General features: G+C 65.0%; 7 protein-coding genes. 4 read left to right on the top strand and 3 right to left on the bottom strand.

Going from position 1 to position 17521, the window contains the following annotated elements; all coding sequences use genetic code 11:
• The first annotated feature begins 16 nt into the window (after positions 1-16).
• The 3 genes from LXN01_RS11560 (at position 17) to LXN01_RS11550 (ending at position 3714) form a co-directional block, all read left to right on the top strand.
• Positions 17-1000 (top strand): hydroxyacid dehydrogenase, encoded by a 984-nt coding sequence (locus LXN01_RS11560; protein WP_236865314.1) that lies wholly within the window; start codon positions 17-19, stop codon positions 998-1000.
• Between the two features lie 95 nt (positions 1001-1095).
• A complete protein-coding gene (locus LXN01_RS11555; protein WP_236865313.1) occupies positions 1096-2418 on the top strand; it encodes an MFS transporter in 1323 nt (440 codons plus the stop codon).
• Positions 2419-2421: 3 nt separating this feature from the next.
• The gene (locus LXN01_RS11550; protein ID WP_236865311.1) at positions 2422-3714 is read left to right on the top strand and encodes an amidase; all 1293 of its coding nucleotides are present in this window, start codon (positions 2422-2424) and stop codon (positions 3712-3714) included.
• On the opposite strand, the gene LXN01_RS11545 is transcribed toward LXN01_RS11550, so the two are convergent.
• Together LXN01_RS11545 and LXN01_RS11540 are read right to left on the bottom strand one after the other, a co-directional pair.
• Positions 3698-4249: a DUF6642 family protein gene (locus LXN01_RS11545; protein WP_236865309.1), complete on the bottom strand. Its 552-nt coding sequence runs from the start codon at positions 4247-4249 to the stop codon at positions 3698-3700. The genes LXN01_RS11550 and LXN01_RS11545 overlap by 17 nt on opposite strands.
• Positions 4250-4277: 28 nt before the next feature.
• On the bottom strand, positions 4278-12188 hold the full coding sequence (locus LXN01_RS11540; RefSeq protein WP_236865308.1) for a DUF3320 domain-containing protein: 7911 nt from the start codon (positions 12186-12188) through the stop codon (positions 4278-4280).
• A 274-nt stretch (positions 12189-12462) separates the two neighbouring features.
• On the opposite strand from LXN01_RS11540, the gene LXN01_RS11535 reads away from it, so the two are divergent.
• Positions 12463-15291 carry a sigma-70 family RNA polymerase sigma factor gene (locus LXN01_RS11535; protein ID WP_236865306.1) on the top strand — a complete coding sequence of 943 codons (2829 nt, stop codon included), beginning with the start codon at positions 12463-12465 and terminating at the stop codon, positions 15289-15291.
• Positions 15292-15397: 106 nt separating this feature from the next.
• Here the strand turns inward: LXN01_RS11535 and LXN01_RS11530 are convergent, their stop codons facing one another.
• Positions 15398-17521 carry a DEAD/DEAH box helicase gene (locus tag LXN01_RS11530; protein WP_236865303.1) on the bottom strand — a complete coding sequence of 708 codons (2124 nt, stop codon included), beginning with the start codon at positions 17519-17521 and terminating at the stop codon, positions 15398-15400.

The raw sequence follows: 17521 nt of genomic DNA, 5'->3' as shown, positions 1-17521 counted from the left end.
GATGGCACCAAAGGTGATGGCACAGAGCGCGCCGCGGACGTTCTATGTCTCCGACCCGATTCACCCAGAGGTGCTGGGCGAACTTTCCAGGATGGGCCATGTTCACCTCGGCTTCGGCGACAGCGCAGTGGACTACCGGGACGTCGCTGCAGAGGTCGACGCGGTTCTGCTGCGGGCGGAGAACTTCGACCGCGCCAAGATCGAGATGTCACCGAAGCTGCGCATCATCGCCCGTCACGGAGTGGGTACCGACAACGTCGACATCGATGCTGCCACCGCTTCCGGGGTGTGGGTCACCACTGCGCCGGGCAGCAACAGCCGTGCCGTAGCCGAGCACGTGTTCGCCCTCCTGCTCTCGCTTGCGCGCAGGGTTCCGTTCGCTGCCGCCAGCACTGCGGCCGGTCACTGGACTGAGGCAAAGCCCGAGTTGGTCGGTTTCGAGTTGCACGGCCGCACCCTCGGACTGGTCGGCTTCGGCAGCATCTCCCGCATGGTCACCGGAATTGCTCGCGGCTTCGGCATGCAGGTGATCGTTCACGATCCCTTCGTCGATGACGCTCAGGTCCAGGCGCTCGCGGCCGAGTCCGCGACACTGAGTGAGGTGCTGACCAGAGCCGACGTGATCAGCCTGCACCTGCCGCTCACCTCTGGCACTGCCCATCTCATCGACTCTGATGCGCTGGCAGCCGTGAAGCCGGGCTCGGTGCTCATCAACACCTCGCGAGGAGGCGTGGTGGATGAACGGGCTCTGGTGGAGGCTCTGCGGCAAGGGCGGCTGGCAGCGGCAGCGCTCGACGTGATCGAGGGCGAGTCCGTGGACATGAGGAACCCTCTTGCCCATTCGCCCATCGACCATTCCGAGGTGCCGAACCTCATCGTCACTCCTCATGTCGCCGGGCAGACGGCCGAGGCGTTCAAAGCGGCCGGAGTCCAGGCGTTGGCGGCTATTCGGGAGGCGCTGAAAGGGCAGCGGCCGGCTGCCGCGATCAACAACGCATGATTTTTCTCGGTCGACCTCTTCCCTCGCTCGACTCTGACGGTCACAGTTATGGTGAGCCTTGGCAGCAGGTCTGATCAGACATAGGAGTCGGAGTCATGACGCATCACACGCCCACACCCGGCGGTCCCGAACATCCGGCAGCCGCGAGCGCCTCGGCCCCGCCGCTCACCCACAACCCCGCCAAGGTCGCCTTCGCCAGCTTCATCGGCACGACGGTCGAATGGTACGACTATTTCCTATTCGGCACGGCGGCCGTGCTCGTCCTCAACGAGCAGTTCTTCCCGCAGCTCGACCCGCTGGCAGGCCAGCTGGCCGCGCTGAGCACCTTCGCGGTCGCCTTCGTCGCGCGTCCTCTCGGCGGACTGATCTTCGGGCACTTCGGGGACCGGCTCAGCCGCAAGTCCATGCTCGTCCTGACGCTCATGCTGATGGGCGCGGCGACGTTCCTCATCGGCGTGCTGCCCGGCTACGCCCAGATCGGCGTTGCGGCGCCCATCCTGCTGGTCGTCCTGCGCGTGATCCAGGGCTTCGCCGTCGGCGGCGAATGGGGCGGTGCGGTCCTCATGGCCGTTGAGCACGCGCCTCCTGCCAAGAAGGCGTTCTACGGGGCCTGGCCACAGGCGGGAGTGCCTGCCGGGTCCGTGCTATCGAGCCTGGTCTTCTTCGTCGTCCAGCTCATGCCCAACGAGCAGTTCCTGTCCTGGGGCTGGCGGATCCCATTCCTGCTCTCGGCGGTGCTCGTCGTCATCGGCCTGTTCATCCGCCTGCGCCTGGCCGAGTCCCCGGAGTTCGACCGGGTGAAAGAGGAGAAGAAGGACGTCAAGGTGCCGGTCGCGGAGGTGCTGCGCACCTCGAAGAAGTCGCTGCTCATCGGCATCTTCTGCCTGGTCGGCTCCAACACCCTGTTCTACGTCGCGACGGTCTACCTGCTCGCCTACGCCCCGGAGGCCACCGCGCTCACCCGAGGCGATGTGCTGCTCGCGATCGCGATCGGCGCCTCCCTCGACATCTTCGCGATCCCGCTGGTGGCGATCCTCGCGGACAGGCACGGCAAGAGGACGATGATGATCGTCGGCAACGTACTCACGGCGCTCGCTGCGATCCCGATCTTCATGGCGATGAACACCGGCACCTTCCTCGGAGCGGTGCTGGCGATGGTGATCGCGTTCCCCATCGCCCACTCCTTCACCTATGCGACGTCCTCAGGCTTCATCGCGGGGCTCTTCCAACCGAACGTCCGCTACACGGGCGCCTCGATCTCCTACCAGGTCTGCGGGCTGATCTCCTCCGCGCCGGCCCCGATCATCTCCACGCTGCTGTACGCCCAGTTCGGGTCCTGGGTAGCCGTGGCGCTGTACCTCGCCGCCGCCAACCTCATCGCCGCGGCGTTCTGCACGTTGGCCGACAGGAAGGTGTGAGGGATGGGTCAGTCTTCTCGGGACCTGCAGGACGTGTTCCACCGTCTGGAGACGACCGGGCGGGACCTCAATGCGGTTGTGACCGTGACTCGGGAACGGGCCGAGGCACTGGCACGGGTCGCTGACGATCGTGTCGGGTCCGGCCGGCCGCCTCGGCCGTTGGAGGGCGTTCCCTTCGTCATCAAGGACGTCGTCGACGTCGCCGGCTACCCCACCCTCATGGGGTCGGATGTGAGAGTGGGCGGGACCGCCGAGGCGTCCGCGCCGGTGATCACCGTGCTCGAGGAGGCGGGCGGGCTGCCGGTCGCGAAGACGAACTGTCAGGAGTTCTCCTACGGCATCCTCGGTGAGGAGAGCGCGTTCGGCCGGGTGGTCAACCCGGTGGATCCGGAGCTGTGCACGGGCGGGTCGAGTTCGGGGTCGGCCGCCCTGGTCGCCGCGGACGTCGTGCCGCTGGCGGTCGGCACCGACACCGCCGGATCCGTGCGGGTGCCCGCCGCGTGCACCGGGGTCATCGGGTTCAAGCCAACTCCCGGCACTGTGCCGATCGATGGCGTCTTCCCGCTGGCGCCGTCTTTCGACACGGTCGGGTTCTTCGCGAAGGACATCGCGCTGATCGAGCGAGCCTACGGGTTGTTCGCCGGAGATGAGGAGGGCCTGGGCGCCGCACCTGGCGCCGGCCAGGGTGGCCGGCTTAGCGTGGACACGAGCCTCCTGCTGAACGACGCCGAGGCGCCATCGGCCGCCCGCGAGTTCGTATCCCTCCGGCGCAAGTTCCCGTCCCTCGATGTCAGCCCTGTCGAGGCGACCGTCAGCCGCACCGACGTCGTCCAAGTCCTCGATCACACACTCGATCTGTACGACATAATCCGCCGAGTCGAGGCCTACCGGATCCACCGCGAACTCGTCGCGGACCAGCGGGAGCGCTATCAGCCCGGCGTACTGGGCAAGATCCTGTCCGGCGCGGAGGTGACCGAGGACCAATACGAGTCAGCAGTGCAGGACCTGGAGCAGCTCCGCGAATCCGCGCTGGCGATCTTCGAGGAGACCGACCTGCTGGTCACACCCGCGATTGCGGGCGAGGTCGTGCGCTGGGCGGATCTCGACAGCGGATCGGCGGCCCGGTTCATGAGGTACACGGCCCCGTTCAACGTGCTCGGCTGGCCCGCAATCACGATTCCGGTTCCCCGGAGTGCGACCGTCGGAACGCCGCTGTCGGTGCAGATCGTCGGCCAACCGGGTGCTGACGAGCAGGTGCTGCGGTTCGCGAATCGGCTGGTCAGCGGAAAACCGTGAAGCCAGTCTTGTCCACGAGTTCTCCGTAGTTCCGCTTCATCGCTCGTTCAAAGAAGCCGATGCGCTCGTACTGGAAGAACAAGTTGAACATCAGGAGATCGAGGGCCATGGATTCCAGCCAGTCGACTTCCTGGGTGAAGCCGGTGATCGCTTTCGCTCCGGTGGCTTCGAGAAGAGTCCGGCACGCTGCCTCGTCCTGGAGAACCGAGCATGCGCCGAAGTGAAGCGTCTTCGACTCCAGCGCGCCCGACGGCAGCGCATCCGCAAGCTCCTCAAGGCTGATCTGGTCGTCTCCGAAGGAGATCACACCGGGGGAACCATGACAAGCAATATATGCAATCGAAAATCGGTCCTGTCGCCGTTGCCCCAATAGGGTCAACGCCTTGACCAGATCGTCGGGATCATTGATATGCCGGTGCACGTGGTCCGCGGTTTTCGACGCCGCTAGCACCTGCATCATCGGTCTGACCGATAGCGAATCGGACACATCTGAGGACCAGTAACCCTCGGTGACCCAGATTCCGGGAACTGCCATGTGTTGCCTTCTTTCGTGTGTGGATTCGCTAGAGACGGATCTCCAGGTCGGGTTCGACCGAGGAGAAGTCGAGCACTAACGCTTTCGACTGGTGACGGAATCGCTTTTCACTCCGCGCAGCGCGCACTGCTTCGCGTGAGAAGAACCGTGCTGTGCGTCTGACGTCACTGTGGGCATCGGTGATGATTGCCAGCTCCCAGTGCGGGTTGCTTCCTGCCTTCCGGAGTTCGTTGCGCGTGAGGCTGACTACTGGTTGGCTTCGTGACAGTCCCTTGACCTCGACGTTCTTCCTCGCGCCGCTCTCAGTGACGAAGCTGATATCCCATCCAACACGGTCTCGCGACACATCTCGCGCTTCGTACCCGAGCGATTCGTAGTGCTGCGTCACGATGTCCATAGCGATCATCTCGGTTCTGCGGCGGTGCTCGAAATGCGGCGCCTCATGCTTTTCGATCTTCCGCCAGTTCTGCGGAAGCGGATCGACGAGCAACTTCTCATAGGAAACCTCCATGAGTTGGTTGAGGTGCTCGAGCTCGGCAAGTGTCAGGAATGCCGGGGTCACCTGCGGCGCCTGCAACGGTTCAATCCCGGCGAGCAGCTCGTCCGCGACGAGCTGTTCAGCTCGGACAGGTTCTCGGAACATGTCCATCTCGAACTCGATGAACATCTCCTGCTCGCGATCGCGCTCGACCAACCAACCTTGGGAGTAGTCGGCGGCGTCGGCGAAGACGGATGACGTCAAGGAGCCCGCTCCCCAGAAGCCTCGTGGGAACTCGTCCGAGCCATTCGTCATCCACATCAGCACTCGTTGCCCCGGTTCCATCAGGGCAGTCCGGGACGTAGCGCGGGGATTGACAGTCCAACCGCCCTCCGAATAGTCGGTTTCGACGAGGTCCCTCGGGTCGAAAACGCTGGGGTTGCACGTGAGTACCCAGGCACCAAAATGTCCGCTTGCGAAAGCTTCGTGGGGAGTTCTCGCTCGCTGATCAGTGTCCGTTCCAGTGTCTTCCACCACGGCGACCTCAGGTACGCCAGCCTCCGCCTCAACACCGCCGTAGTCACCATCGGCCCGGTAATCCCCATTCGGATCCTTCTCGAACCGCCCCTCCTTCACGGCCCAGTCGGCGACGTCCTCCAACCGCTCGCGAATCTGACGTCCCATCCGCGACCAGCCGAAGACCCCCATGGTCTCCCGGAGCAGCGCCTCCTCCGGCAGCGGATCGGAGTCGTGCAGCACTGCCGCCATAGCGTTGGCCAACTCCCGGTGGCTGATCTCGTTGACCGAGAGCGTGAGTTCCGCATCGTAGCGGGAGCGGTAGCCGGTGTACTCGCCAGGGACTATGCCGGACGGCCAGTAGAAGTCGCCGAACTTGCGGTTCTTCTCCGGCTTGATCGGTGAGCTCCCCAGGATCTGAACCGCGCGCGGCTTGCTCATCCGTGAAAAACCGAACCGACTACCGAGAACCCGGGCCAAGCGCTGCGCCTCGATGGGCCCCTCAGTCTCGATGATCTCCGTCAGCTGCTCCTGCACCAGCACCTTGTTATGCCGATCCGACAGCCCGTCGAGCACGTCCGGTTCGCCAATCTGCTCATCGGACGCCTCGACGAAGGGATACTCGCCGGAGACGTCGAGTTCCCGCGGCATAGCGGCAGTTTCTTCGACCTGGACCGCTGATCGCATCGGTGCAAGTGGGTCCAGCTCTTGAGCTGTTTCCCTGCCCGCGCCACCGCTCAGTGCATCCTCGCGGTGTCCTTCCGCTCCGGCCGGTTCCGTGAAGTCACCGCTGAACTCGAGCTCAAGCACCGGGTCGACGTCCTCGTCCCACGGCTCTTCCGAGAAGAGCGATTCTGCCCCTGTGCCGGTGCTCTCCCCCGGCTCCCGACCAGGGCAGTCCTCCAACTTGTCACCCCGGTGCTCTCCCGGCTCCTCATCGCCAACCACATCCGCCGAACCGGGAGCGAGCGCTTCAGCACGGGCAACGATGTCCTCGACTATCACCTCGCGCCCCTGGATCCATGCCGGCAGCAGCACCTGGACGGTGTCCTGCCAGCCCATCACTCCCTGCAGGATCTCCGACGGCAGCGACTCCCGGTCCGCGGTCGTCTGCCGCTTGGCCCATTCCGGGGTGTCGAGCACGATCGCCAGCCATCCGTAATCGTCCCCGGCACGCACTGCCAGGTCCACCCGGAACTTCGATGTGCCGACATCGGTGACCACTTCCAGGCCCGCTGTCCGCAGCGCCTCGGCCAGTTCTTCCCGGTAGAGGTCGTCGGCATTGAACTGCAGCGCCCCACCCGGACCGGCCAAGCCGCCGTGCTCCGCGTAGGCGAGGTACTCCTTGAGATGAAGCAGGCCCTCCGCCCGCGTCTTGGCGGGGTCGATGTCGCCGGAGCGGATCGAGGAGAACAGGACAACCTCCTCGCGGGCACGCGTGATGGCGACGTTGAGGCGCCGTTCACCGCCGCTTTGGTTCAACGGCCCGAAGTTGTGGCTGAGGACCCCGGTCTCCGGGTTTTTGGCGAACGCGATGGAGAACAGGATCACGTCGCGCTCGTCGCCCTGGACGTTCTCCAGGTTCTTGACGAACACCGCTTCGTCGTCCCGCTCCAGCGACCTCCGCACCTCCACCGACTCCGACTGTTCGAGCAGGTCGAGGATCAGGTCGCGCTGCTGCGTGTTGAACGTGACCACGCCGATCGAAGCCATCGGGTTCGCCTGCAGCCGCTCGGTGATCTCGGCGACGATAGCGCGGGCTTCGTCCTCGTTCGTGCGAGTCTTGCCGCGGTCGAAACGTCCGCCGACGTGCTTGACACTGATGCCCAACCCCTCGCGCGCCTCGGGCGGGCCGGGGAACACCTGCAGGTTCCCGTTGTAGTACTTGACGTTGGAGAAGCTGATGAGGCTCTCGTGCTTGGAGCGGTAGTGCCACGACAGCCAGCGCTGCTCCAGGCCCGACCCGACCGCCTCGGAGAGGATCGATTCCTGGTCGGCCGCCGCGAGCGCGAAGCCTTGGTCCTTCCCCTGTTCACCTGCTGCCGAGGCACCATCCGGCCGGCCACCGACGCCGTCACCGCCCGCAAGATCACCCACCGCCGAGGCGCCCCGCCCCTGGTCGGATCCGTCGCCCTGGCCTTCCGGTTTGCCGCGCATGCTACTCACCAGCTCGGCAGCGTTGGTCGCGTCGACGTCTTCGTCGTCCTCGCTGGTGGAAGCCGTGCCGAAGACGTTCGTCGGCGGCATCTGCTTGGAGTCGCCCACGATCACCGCGGAGTTCGCGCGTCCCAGGGAACCGACCGCGTCGGCGACCTTGACCTGGGAAGCTTCGTCGAAGATCACCGTGTCGAAGCGGATCGAGTTCACGGGGAGGAAGCGGGCGACCGAGGACGGGCTCATGAGGATCACCGGCGTGAGGCCGAGGATCTCCTCGCCGTAGTTCTCGAACAACCGCCGGATCGATCCACCACGCTTGCGGTCGATCTCTTTGCGCAGCCCGACGCTGACGTTGGGTCGTTCACCCCGTTCCGCCAGCAGTCGTGCGGGCAGTTCGCTCCACAGCTGCCGCTTGAGCTCCCTGGACAGCCGGACGTACTCGCGCACCTGCGCGCCGCGCTTCCGGGAGTCGAAGATGTCGAGGTCGCTGCCGCGCAGCTGGATTTCCAGCCGCTCTCGTTCGGCCGCCAGCTCGATTGCCTCGGCGAGGTGATCGGTCGCGTGCCCGTGCTGGATCACCTCCGCCTCGGCGGCCAGGCCCTTCTCCGCCAGCTCGCTCAGCACGCGCTGCAGCTCGACCTGCCGCATGAAGTCCGCCTGCGCCGACCGGTCAGCTGCAACGCGGTTCCACTCGGCGGCGCATTCGCGGATGCGCGCGACCAGGGTGCGGTTCTGCAGCCAGGCGGTGACCGAGGCGTCGGTCGCCCCAGCGGCCTGACGCAGCTCGTCCCACGCTGTCCGGAACTGCTGCACGGCAGTGCCGAATCGGCCCTGCTGTGCAGCTCTCGGGTCCTGTCGGACCATCGCGTCGACGATTGGGCCTGCCTCGGGAACGGCGGCCAGGAGTGCGCGAGTGATCGCGGCGTGCCCTTCCCAGTTCCGCGCGCGCTGCTCCTCGTGCATCAACAGGCGAACGGCCTCATCGCTGAAGAGGGGAAGCCGGGCCAGTTCCGGCAGCCCCTCCGCCAGGCGTGCCCGGGTTTCTGCGTGTTCCTGCTGGAACGCTCGCAGCGAGGCGAGGAAGCGCAGCGGATCCTGCTCGACAGCTGCTACGGCCTGCGGGGTGGCGACGGCGGTGATCTTGCTCAACGCGAGCTTGGTCAGGCGCCTGCGCTGCAGAATCCCGGCACGCTGGGCTTCCTCGTACTCCGCCTGCAGAGCCGCAGTATCCGCGTCTGCTGCCGCTGGGCCGAAGCCTGCGTGCTCGCCCATCCAGCGCTGGCGGAACCGCTGGAGTTCGTTGACGCGCTGGTTGAGCACGACGGGTGTCAGCCGCGGCGCATCGAGGTCCCGTGGGAGGACTGCCTGGTTGGTCGGGAGGTCCTCCAGCCACGCGTCCAATGCCCCCTGCTGGCGCGCATCCAAGCGGTCGAGCAGCTCAGCCAGGGGCTGCGGGACCTCGGCAAGCGCTGCTGCCAGACGGTGTGCCGCCTCGGCGATTGTCGCCGCCACCCCGAGGATGGCGCCGGTGTCGTTCTCCCCGGAGGGCGCCTCGGCGTGCGGCCCGATGAACGTCCACTCCTGCGAGAGTCGTTGTCCTCGTGCCCGCCTGGCGGCGAGGTTGACGGCCTGTGCCAGCCGGCGGATGTCGTCCTGGTCCAGGTTCAGCACCTCGGGAGTGACGGTGATCTCCTCCGGCGTCCACCCGGCGTCAGCCGGGTAGTTCCGCTCCAGCAGGAGGCAGCGCTGGTAGCGGTCCCAGACCGATTGCCCGTCGGCACCGTCGTGGATGACGGTCGGGTAGCTCTCCAGGTCCTCGATGTGATGGCGCAGCTGGTTCCGGAGCGTGTCGAAGACACTGGCGTTGCCCTTCGCGCTCGCGAGCAGCGACTTCTTGATCTGGTCCCGGACGAGGTTGATCGACTGGTCCTTGCCGTGCACGTTGAGCACCAGCGGCTCCAGCCCGACGTTCTTGAGGCGGTCGTGCACGACGGTCAGCGCGGCCTGCTTCTCCGCGACGAACAGGATGGTGCGTCCCTGGGCGATCCCGTCGGCGATCATGTTGGTGATGGTCTGGGACTTGCCCGTGCCGGGAGGACCCTCGAGCACGAAGCTGCAGCCTGCCGAGGCGGCCTTGACCGCAGCGAGCTGACTGCCGTCCGCGGGCAGCGGCAGGAAGGTGTCGACCTCGTCGGCGGGCTTCACCGCCGCCGGTTCGACCGAGTCCCGGAACAGCTCACTGGGGTGGTGGACGAAATGGTCGACCACCGGGCTGGCAGTGAGCGCCTTCCAGTTGTCGCCCACGTCTCGCCACATGTCGAGGCTCGCGAACTGCAGGATGGCCAGGTGGGCACGGTCCTCGACCGCGAAGTCCAGGCCGCGCTCCAGGAAGAGCTCGCGCAGCTCCCGGAACACCCGCGGCAGGTCGATGCCCGATTCGTCCGCGGGCGGACTCTCCAGCTGCGGCAGAGTCAGGTTGTACTCCTGCCGCAGCTTCTCGATGAGGCAGTAGTTCGGCTGGACCTCCGCGTTGGGCTCCATGCGGATGGAGTAGGGGCGGGTGGTGCTGCCGGTGAGTTCGACCGGGAGCAGGAACAGCGGGCTGCGCCCTTCCTGCGCCTTGCTCCGGCGACCGGCCGACTTCCACTTGAGCAGGCCGAGGCTGACGAACAGGGCCGTGGCGCCGGTGTCCTCCTTGATCGACTTGGCATCCCGGCGGAGGCTGGTTAATTTGTTGATCGTGCGGCCTCGCTGCGCGCTGACGTAGGTCCGTCCCTCCTCCTGGAACAGGCGCGAGAGCGTGACGTCGTCGTACTGCGACGCCGTCTGGACTCCCTGTTCGAGGTCGAGGTGCTCGACGTTCTCGTGCGGTGTCAGCTGGACGGACTGGTTCTCGGCGAGGCGGTTCTCGAGTTCACCCAGGTCGTCGCCGGGCACCAGAAACTTGATGCCGCGCGAATCGGAGAGCTTGAGGAGTGGGTTCCGGAACGACAGATCGAGCAGGTCCGAGCGCCAGCGCTGCACTCTGTATGGGTAGCTGGATCCGGTCAGCTGCACGGTCGGGCCGGCCCCGTCGGTCGACGTCGCCGAGGCACCAGGCAGTCCGCGTTCGCTGCCCGCCCGGTTCTCGACGACGACGATGGTCCGCTCCCCGCCCATGTCGACGACGGTGGGCAGGGGTTTGATCCGGCGATGGGCGGCCTGAACGTTGACGGCCAGTTGCACGGCTCGGCCGTTCTTGCAGGTCGAGAACGCCGAGGACACTGCGTCCTCGAAGCTCGCGTCCCTGCCGGCCACGCACAGCGTGGTCTCGATAGGGATGAAGAAGTCGCTGCCGAACAGATTGCTGAGCTGATCGGAGTCGGCGATCACCATCTCCGTGACGATCTCCTTGAGCGTGAAGCCGACCACGGCATGACCCTTGAGCAGGACGATGTACGGCTGGATACCGGCTTCCTCCAGCACCGCGGCGAACAGCACCGCGGTATCCAGGCAGGTGCCGAAGCGCTCTTTGAGGACGACGTCGGAGGTGCGGATCTTCTGGCCGTCAGTCTCGAACGATGCGGGCGGCTCCGAGTAGCGGATGTCGAAGCTGCGGACGGCGTCGTAGATCGCCCTCGCGGTCTCCAGCACGCGCTCCGGGCTGTCCTGGTAGCCGACGAGCGAGGGGTCGCCGGTCCGCTCCGCCAGGAGGTCGGAGGTCTTGGACAGGACCCTGCCGACGGCTTCAGCGCGGGGTCGGACGAATGCGGCGACGATCTCCGGCACCGTGGCGGGTGTCCACTGGTCGTGGGCGAGGATCCGCAGCGGAATGGAGCGCTGGATGCGGACCCCGTCGTAGTCGAACTCGAGCTCCAGCGTGTCCGCAGTTGCCTCGTCGACTCCGATGAAGTGCCCGTGCGGCAGTGCCCAGTTGAGATCGGCGGGCTCGGCCCACCAGCTCTCTCCATGGTTGAGCTCGATATTCGGGCCGGTCCAGCCGGCGCTCTCGTCATTCTTGAGGGAGCCGAGGCGCGCGGTGAGTCCGGTGATCTCGTGGACAGCGGTTTCGTTGTCGGCACCGTCCGAATCAGCGGCGCCCGCGACGACGCCGATTCCGGCGAACACGCTGACGCGGTTGTGAGCCAGCGCGAAGTTGAGGTCCTTCCGGTAGAACACGGCCATCCGGAGGTCGCGGAATGCGATGAACTCGTCGTCGAGGCCGACGTCGCTGCCAGGGATACGGGGGAAGAAGAGTTCGATCAGCCGAGCTTCTTCGTCCTTGGCTTCCGTGCCGGCGAGGTCATTCTTTCGGTTGGTCGCGGACTCAGGGCCGCTGGGCTCGCTCGGTTCGGGGGCTGGTGCGGGTGGGAGGTCCTCGGTATCCGCGGCCACTTCGGGCGGAACTGGTGGTGGAGTCAGAGATGCGGCCTGCACCAGAGCTGGAGTTGCGGTCGCCGCGGGGCCCGGAGTCCCGGGATTCGGTGGTTCCTGGGTCGCCGGCGGCAGCGGTGCTTCTGCAATCGGCAGCACTCCGTCGTGCTGCAGGCTGTCCCGCATCGCCTCGTGCGTCTGCTGCTGCAGGCCCCCCAGGATCCCGGGGTCCGCGTTGAGGCTGACGAGGAGCTTCTGGGCGATGCCGAGGAAGGTGATGAGATCGACGAAGGTGATCTCATGGGGCACGTGAGCGACCCGATTCAGGGTTCCGAGCAGCTCGTTGGCCCACGCAGTCTGGCTCGGCTTGGTCGGGTAGCGGAAGTTCCTCCAATAGCGGCTCTGCACCAGCAGCAGGACACGGACGTCCCTCATGCTGCGCTGCAACGGCGGTTTCCCGTCGGTCTTGTCTTTGGCAGCAAGCACGGGGAGCCACGAATCGAGATCACCCTCGGAAGGAGCGTTTGCCGCAACGAACGGAGCGACCGCCTCGCCGATCAAGGCCCCAGCCCGATTGATCCGCTCTGCCGGTGTCAGGTTCACCATGCGATCTTCGCCTTCCCTCGAACCGCTCGGTCGTTCCCCGCTGTGACGCGTCGAAACCACGCTGTTGGCACGAACTCTAGCGGAGGTAGTGCGAATTTCGTTCATGCAGAGGGCAGTCGCAGCCCGGGCAAGAAATGAGCGGCGGGATGCTGAGCTACTGGTTGTCTCACTCGGCGGTCGGAGAGGCCTGTGTCCGCGAGTGGAGTTACTCTCATTTTCAACGAACTTTTCGGTAAGCGAAGGACCAAAGATGGCCACGCGCGTGTACCCGCCCAATATCCACATTCCGCCCAAGCCGGCGCACCCGCCCCGGTTTCCACCAGCGACTGATTCCGGCGACTCTACGGTGAACGAGATCGTCCTGGCAGCGCCGGAAGCAAACTCTGGCAAGGACGAGTTCCTCCGGATCCTGAAGTCGCGTCCAGTCAGCGAGGTCAACCCGCACCTCTGGCAATGGCAGCGGGAAGCACTCGACACGTGGCACCAGTCAGATGCCCGAGGAGTCATCGAAGCCGTCACGGGTGCCGGCAAGACGATGCTCGGGGTCACCGCTGCATTCGAAGCCTTCAAGAACGGCATCAAGACACTCGTGCTCGTTCCGACAACGGAGCTGCAGGCACAATGGCAGCGACGGCTGTCCGAAACAATCCCGCAAGCGGACATCGGCACGTTGGGCAACGGCCGCCATGACGGCCTCGCGGACTGCGACATTCTCGTGTCAATCATCAACTCCGCCGCCAGGCGCACCCTGCTTGCCGAGCACCAGCAGGGCCTCCTTATCGCTGACGAATGCCACCGCTATGCGGCGCCGACATTCTTCAAGGCGCTGAGCCGCCGATTCGAGTACCGGCTGGGCCTCACCGCAACGTACGCCAGGCCGGATCAGGCTCATACTGCGGAACTGGATCCCTACTTCGGCGGGGTGGTGTTCCGCCTCTGGTACGACCGCGCGCTTCAGGACAATGTCATTGCGCCGTTCCACCTCGCCTTCGTCGGGGTCTCGCTCAATCCCGAGGAGAGGTCCGAGTACGACCAGGTGACGCAGACGATCACCAAGGCGGGCAGAGCTCTCTCGGTCAGGCTCAACCTCCAGGGTGCCCGTGGAAACGCGTTCTTCAAAAAGATCCAGCAACTGGCAGGACGCGAGAACGACCACTCCCCCGAGGCCATCATGGCGCGCCGTTACATGGATGCCGTGGCCCGCCGCCAGCGGGTGCTCTCGAACTCCGCCGCGAAGCAGAAACTCCTCGCCGAGCTCGCTCCAGTCATCAAGAAATCCGCTGGAACGTTGGTGTTCTCGGAGACGATCGGCACCTCGTCCGAAGCCGGCCAGACCCTGGCCCGGACGGGAATCCCGACTGAGGTCATCAGCAGCGAGTCGAAGCCCCAGGAACGCCGAGGCGCCCTGCAGCGGTTCGCTCTCGGACATGCGCAGGCGCTGTGTGCTCCGAGGATTCTGGACGAGGGCATCGACGTTCCTGAGGCCGACCTCGCCATAGTGGTGTCGGCCAGCCGGCAGTCGCGGCAGATCGTGCAGCGTCTGGGGCGTGTCATCCGACGGAAGCAGGACGGCGGACCGGGCAGATACGTGCACCTGTACGCGATGGACACGATCGAGGACCTCAAGCAGGGGAAAGCGGATCACCTCGAACCTATCCTGGAACCGGCGGCACGCACGGGCTACTTCCAGGAGCATCAAGTCCGCGAGTTGCGGCAGTTCCTCCTGGCCGAGCCGGAATCTCCAGCGGCAGAACCCCAACCCGCGCCGGAGCGCCTGGTGCTCACGGCGGACGAGCGACCGCCAGCTGGAGGCGACCCCTCTGGTGCTTCTCGCTCGGATATACCCGCCGAAGGGAGCCCGGCAGCTGCTCCTTCGCCTGCAGCGCTCATCGAAGATGTTCCTGCTCCGGAGAGCCCCTCTCTGACCCCTGCCGAGATCGTGCTTCTCATCGATGAGGATGAAGACGATGCTCCCCCTGAGCGGCTCCGAGACACTCCGGTATTTGACGACCCGGTCAAGCAGTACCTAGAGCAGATCGGGGAACCGGGGCTTCTCACCGCCCAAGAAGAGGTCGAGCTCGCAAAGATGATCGAGGCGGGGCTCTATGCTCAGCATGTCCTCAACACGCAGCGCTTTTCCACTCGATCGGAAGTCCGCGAGCTCGAATGGGTGGTCCGTGACGGGATCCGAGCACGGGAGCGGTTCATCGCCTGCAACCTCCGCCTGGTGGTGAGCATCGCCAAGCGCTACGTGAGCCCGAGCCTGAAGCTCGACTTCCTCGACATTATTCAGGAAGGGAACCTCGGTCTCGTTCGCGCGGTGGAGAAGTTCGACTTCAAACGGGGCTTCAAGTTCTCGACCTATGCCACGTGGTGGATTCGGCAGGCGATCACTCGTGCAATCGCGGACAGGAGTCGAACGATTCGGTTGCCGGTTCACGTCACCGAGAGCCTCAGCAAGTGGCGGCTGGATCCAGAGCACAATAGGGACTTCGCCAAGGAAGCTGAGCGCATTCTGCGTCTCGAACCGTTCGCGCTCGACCGCCTGATGGAGCTCGACACTTTCAAGGGCATGTTCAACGACGGGCATTCCCTCCTCGACGAATGCACCGAGCGCTCGGATCACGTGCTGCCGCATCCGGAACTCGCGGTGCTTGAGCACGAACGCCGCCAGGCCGTCGAGGATCTTGTATATCTGCTGCCCCACCGTGACTCCGAAATCGTTCGCAGACGCCACGGCTGGTACACAGACGAGCCTGAGACCCTCGACGTCATCGGTCAACGGTTCGGGGTGACACGGGAACGCATTCGACAGATTGAGAGCAAGGCGATGACTGCACTCGCGATGTTCATCGAAGGAGATTCGTCAGCGCTGCTCAATTACAAGCAGTTTCATCCTCGCTCAAAGGCGAAAAGGGAGAAGGTCCTGTAAGAGCGTCACTTAGAACGGAACGTCCCAAAACTGCCTATCGCCCGAGCGGACCCCCCGCGGTTCAGTGGGGGCTGTCAGCGACGACGGTGCCGTGGCTCTCCTGCGGTCACGTCGTTCCTTCGCTAGTGGTTTCGTTCGAACCGGCCACCACGGGAAGCAGAGAGGCAGCGGTGACTGAAGCACCCCGACGATCAGCGAAGCGCTCAGCAAGCGTTTTGATCGCTACAACCTCGGGGAGCGCCGCCGAGAACTTCAAGTTGTCGACCATCTCTATGGGAATGCGCGGTGCGACGTTCTCGAAGGAGGCGCCTGCGAGTCGGCCTACGTCGCTGGCCCCCACCCCTCGCAACATCATGACGTCGTTGTACGACTGCCCCTCCGCGCCACCGAGGCCGGTTCGAAGGGTCTCGTTGGCTTTGAGCCCAGCCCAGGTCCACAGGCGAAGATCTTGTCCGGAACTCTCAGCAACGAGGCCGTCAGCCGACACCTGGCCCGCACGCATTTCTCGAACAAGGCCCAATCGGTCTACGGCACGCCGGGAGAACGGCACGTCCGGCGTCTCGCCGAGGAGGACGTCGCGCTGAGCGCGCATCATCTCGAAGGACAGTGCGATGGCGCCGCTTTGCCAGCGGACGTCGCCCTTGCGCCCTACTGGGCTGACGAGGATCTCGAACCGCTCCCAACTGACTTGCTCGACCTTCCAGGCTCGGCCGTTGATGAGGAGGGGCTTCGACCCGAGTTTCTCGGACCCCTCACGGGGAAGTGCGAGGGGAGAGATGGACCCGATTTCCTTGGTCCCCGCAACGACCCTCAGCTCTTTCTCGGCGTCGAACGAGCTCAGCAAGTCCATAAAGTGTCGACGGCCGAACGCTTTTTCTGCCGCTGGTCCAATCAGCAGCAGTCCGCTGTCTTCAACGAGGAAGCCCCCGTCCCGCAGGTAGGTGAGGACCTCGTCGCCATCGTCCATCAACGCGAGGTCCCCCCACCACTTCTTCCAGAGGTTCGCCCCATAAGCGCCCTCTTGCAGCGCGAGCGCAAGGAGTTGTTGGGCAGTAAGGTGCCGCGGGTGGGGTGGAGGCGTGATCGGCTCTACGAAGCCGCGCCGCCAGAGGAGTAGCAGGCCAGCAGCCTCAAGGAACGAGTCGGAGGAAGTGGCGAGGAAAAGCGTGTTTCGACGGGTACCGGGTCTGCGTCCGGTCCTCCCCAGCCGCTGGAGAAATGATGCAACGGTCCGCGGAGCATCGATCTGAATAACGCGATCGAGGTCGCCGATGTCAATGCCGAGCTCAAGTGTGGAAGTTGCGACTATAACCGTGTTCTGTCCTTCGGCAAACGCTTGTTCAGAGCGTCTTCGCTCTTCGGCGGACAATGACGAGTGCGAGACGAACGTCTCCACGCCGAGTTCTCGCAGCTCGAATGCGAGCTGTTCGCTCACTCTGCGTGATTCGCAGAACACAAGGCGTTTCTCGCCGCGGTGGAGCGCGGAGATCACCTTCGCGGCGTTCTCCACAGACCCGACGTAGTCGAGCATGACTTCGGGGTCGGGGGCAGCCGCGGAGGCCTCCTCCGAGACCACGTGCAGCTCCCGCTCCTCTGGTGAACCAGGACCCTGCCCGCCCTGCAGCCAGCGACCGATCTCCTCGGGGTTGCCAATAGTCGCAGACAATCCGACACGCTGGATCGGTCGACCTGCGATGCGCTCCAAGCGTGCGAGCACCCCAAGCAGGTGCCAACCGCGGTCAGACGCGGCAAACGAGTGCAGTTCGTCGACCACAATTGCTCGTAGCCCTGAGAAGAACCGGTCGTGGTCGACACGTCGTGAGACGAGCATCGCTTCAAGCGATTCGGGAGTCGTCAGAAGGATGTCGGGCGGCTCAGCGAGCATTCGCTTTCGTTCGGTATCACCGACGTCACCGTGCCAAAGCCCCACCCGCCGACCAAGCCAGTCGCCATATCTCGTGATGCGCGGGTGGAGGTTGTTGAGCAACGCGCGCAGCGGCGTCACGTACAGGAGGGAGAAACCGCTCCAGTTCTCCTGCACCATAGACGACAACAGCGGAAAGACGGCAGCCTCGGTCTTGCCTCCAGCCGTCGGAGCGATCAGCACGCAGTCCGCTCCTGAGCGCACCGGTTCAACCGAGGCTGACTGCAGCGGCCGCAGACTGTTCCATCCGAGGGAGTTGACGACGTGGTACTCAATGGCCTCTTCCAGGCCGGTCTCGCCGGTCAT

The sequence above is a fragment of the Brevibacterium daeguense genome, from assembly GCF_021729135.1.
Classification (GTDB): domain Bacteria; phylum Actinomycetota; class Actinomycetes; order Actinomycetales; family Brevibacteriaceae; genus Brevibacterium; species Brevibacterium daeguense.
Note: the sequence above shows the minus strand (reverse complement) of the source record. Positions and strands in the feature narration are given on the sequence as shown.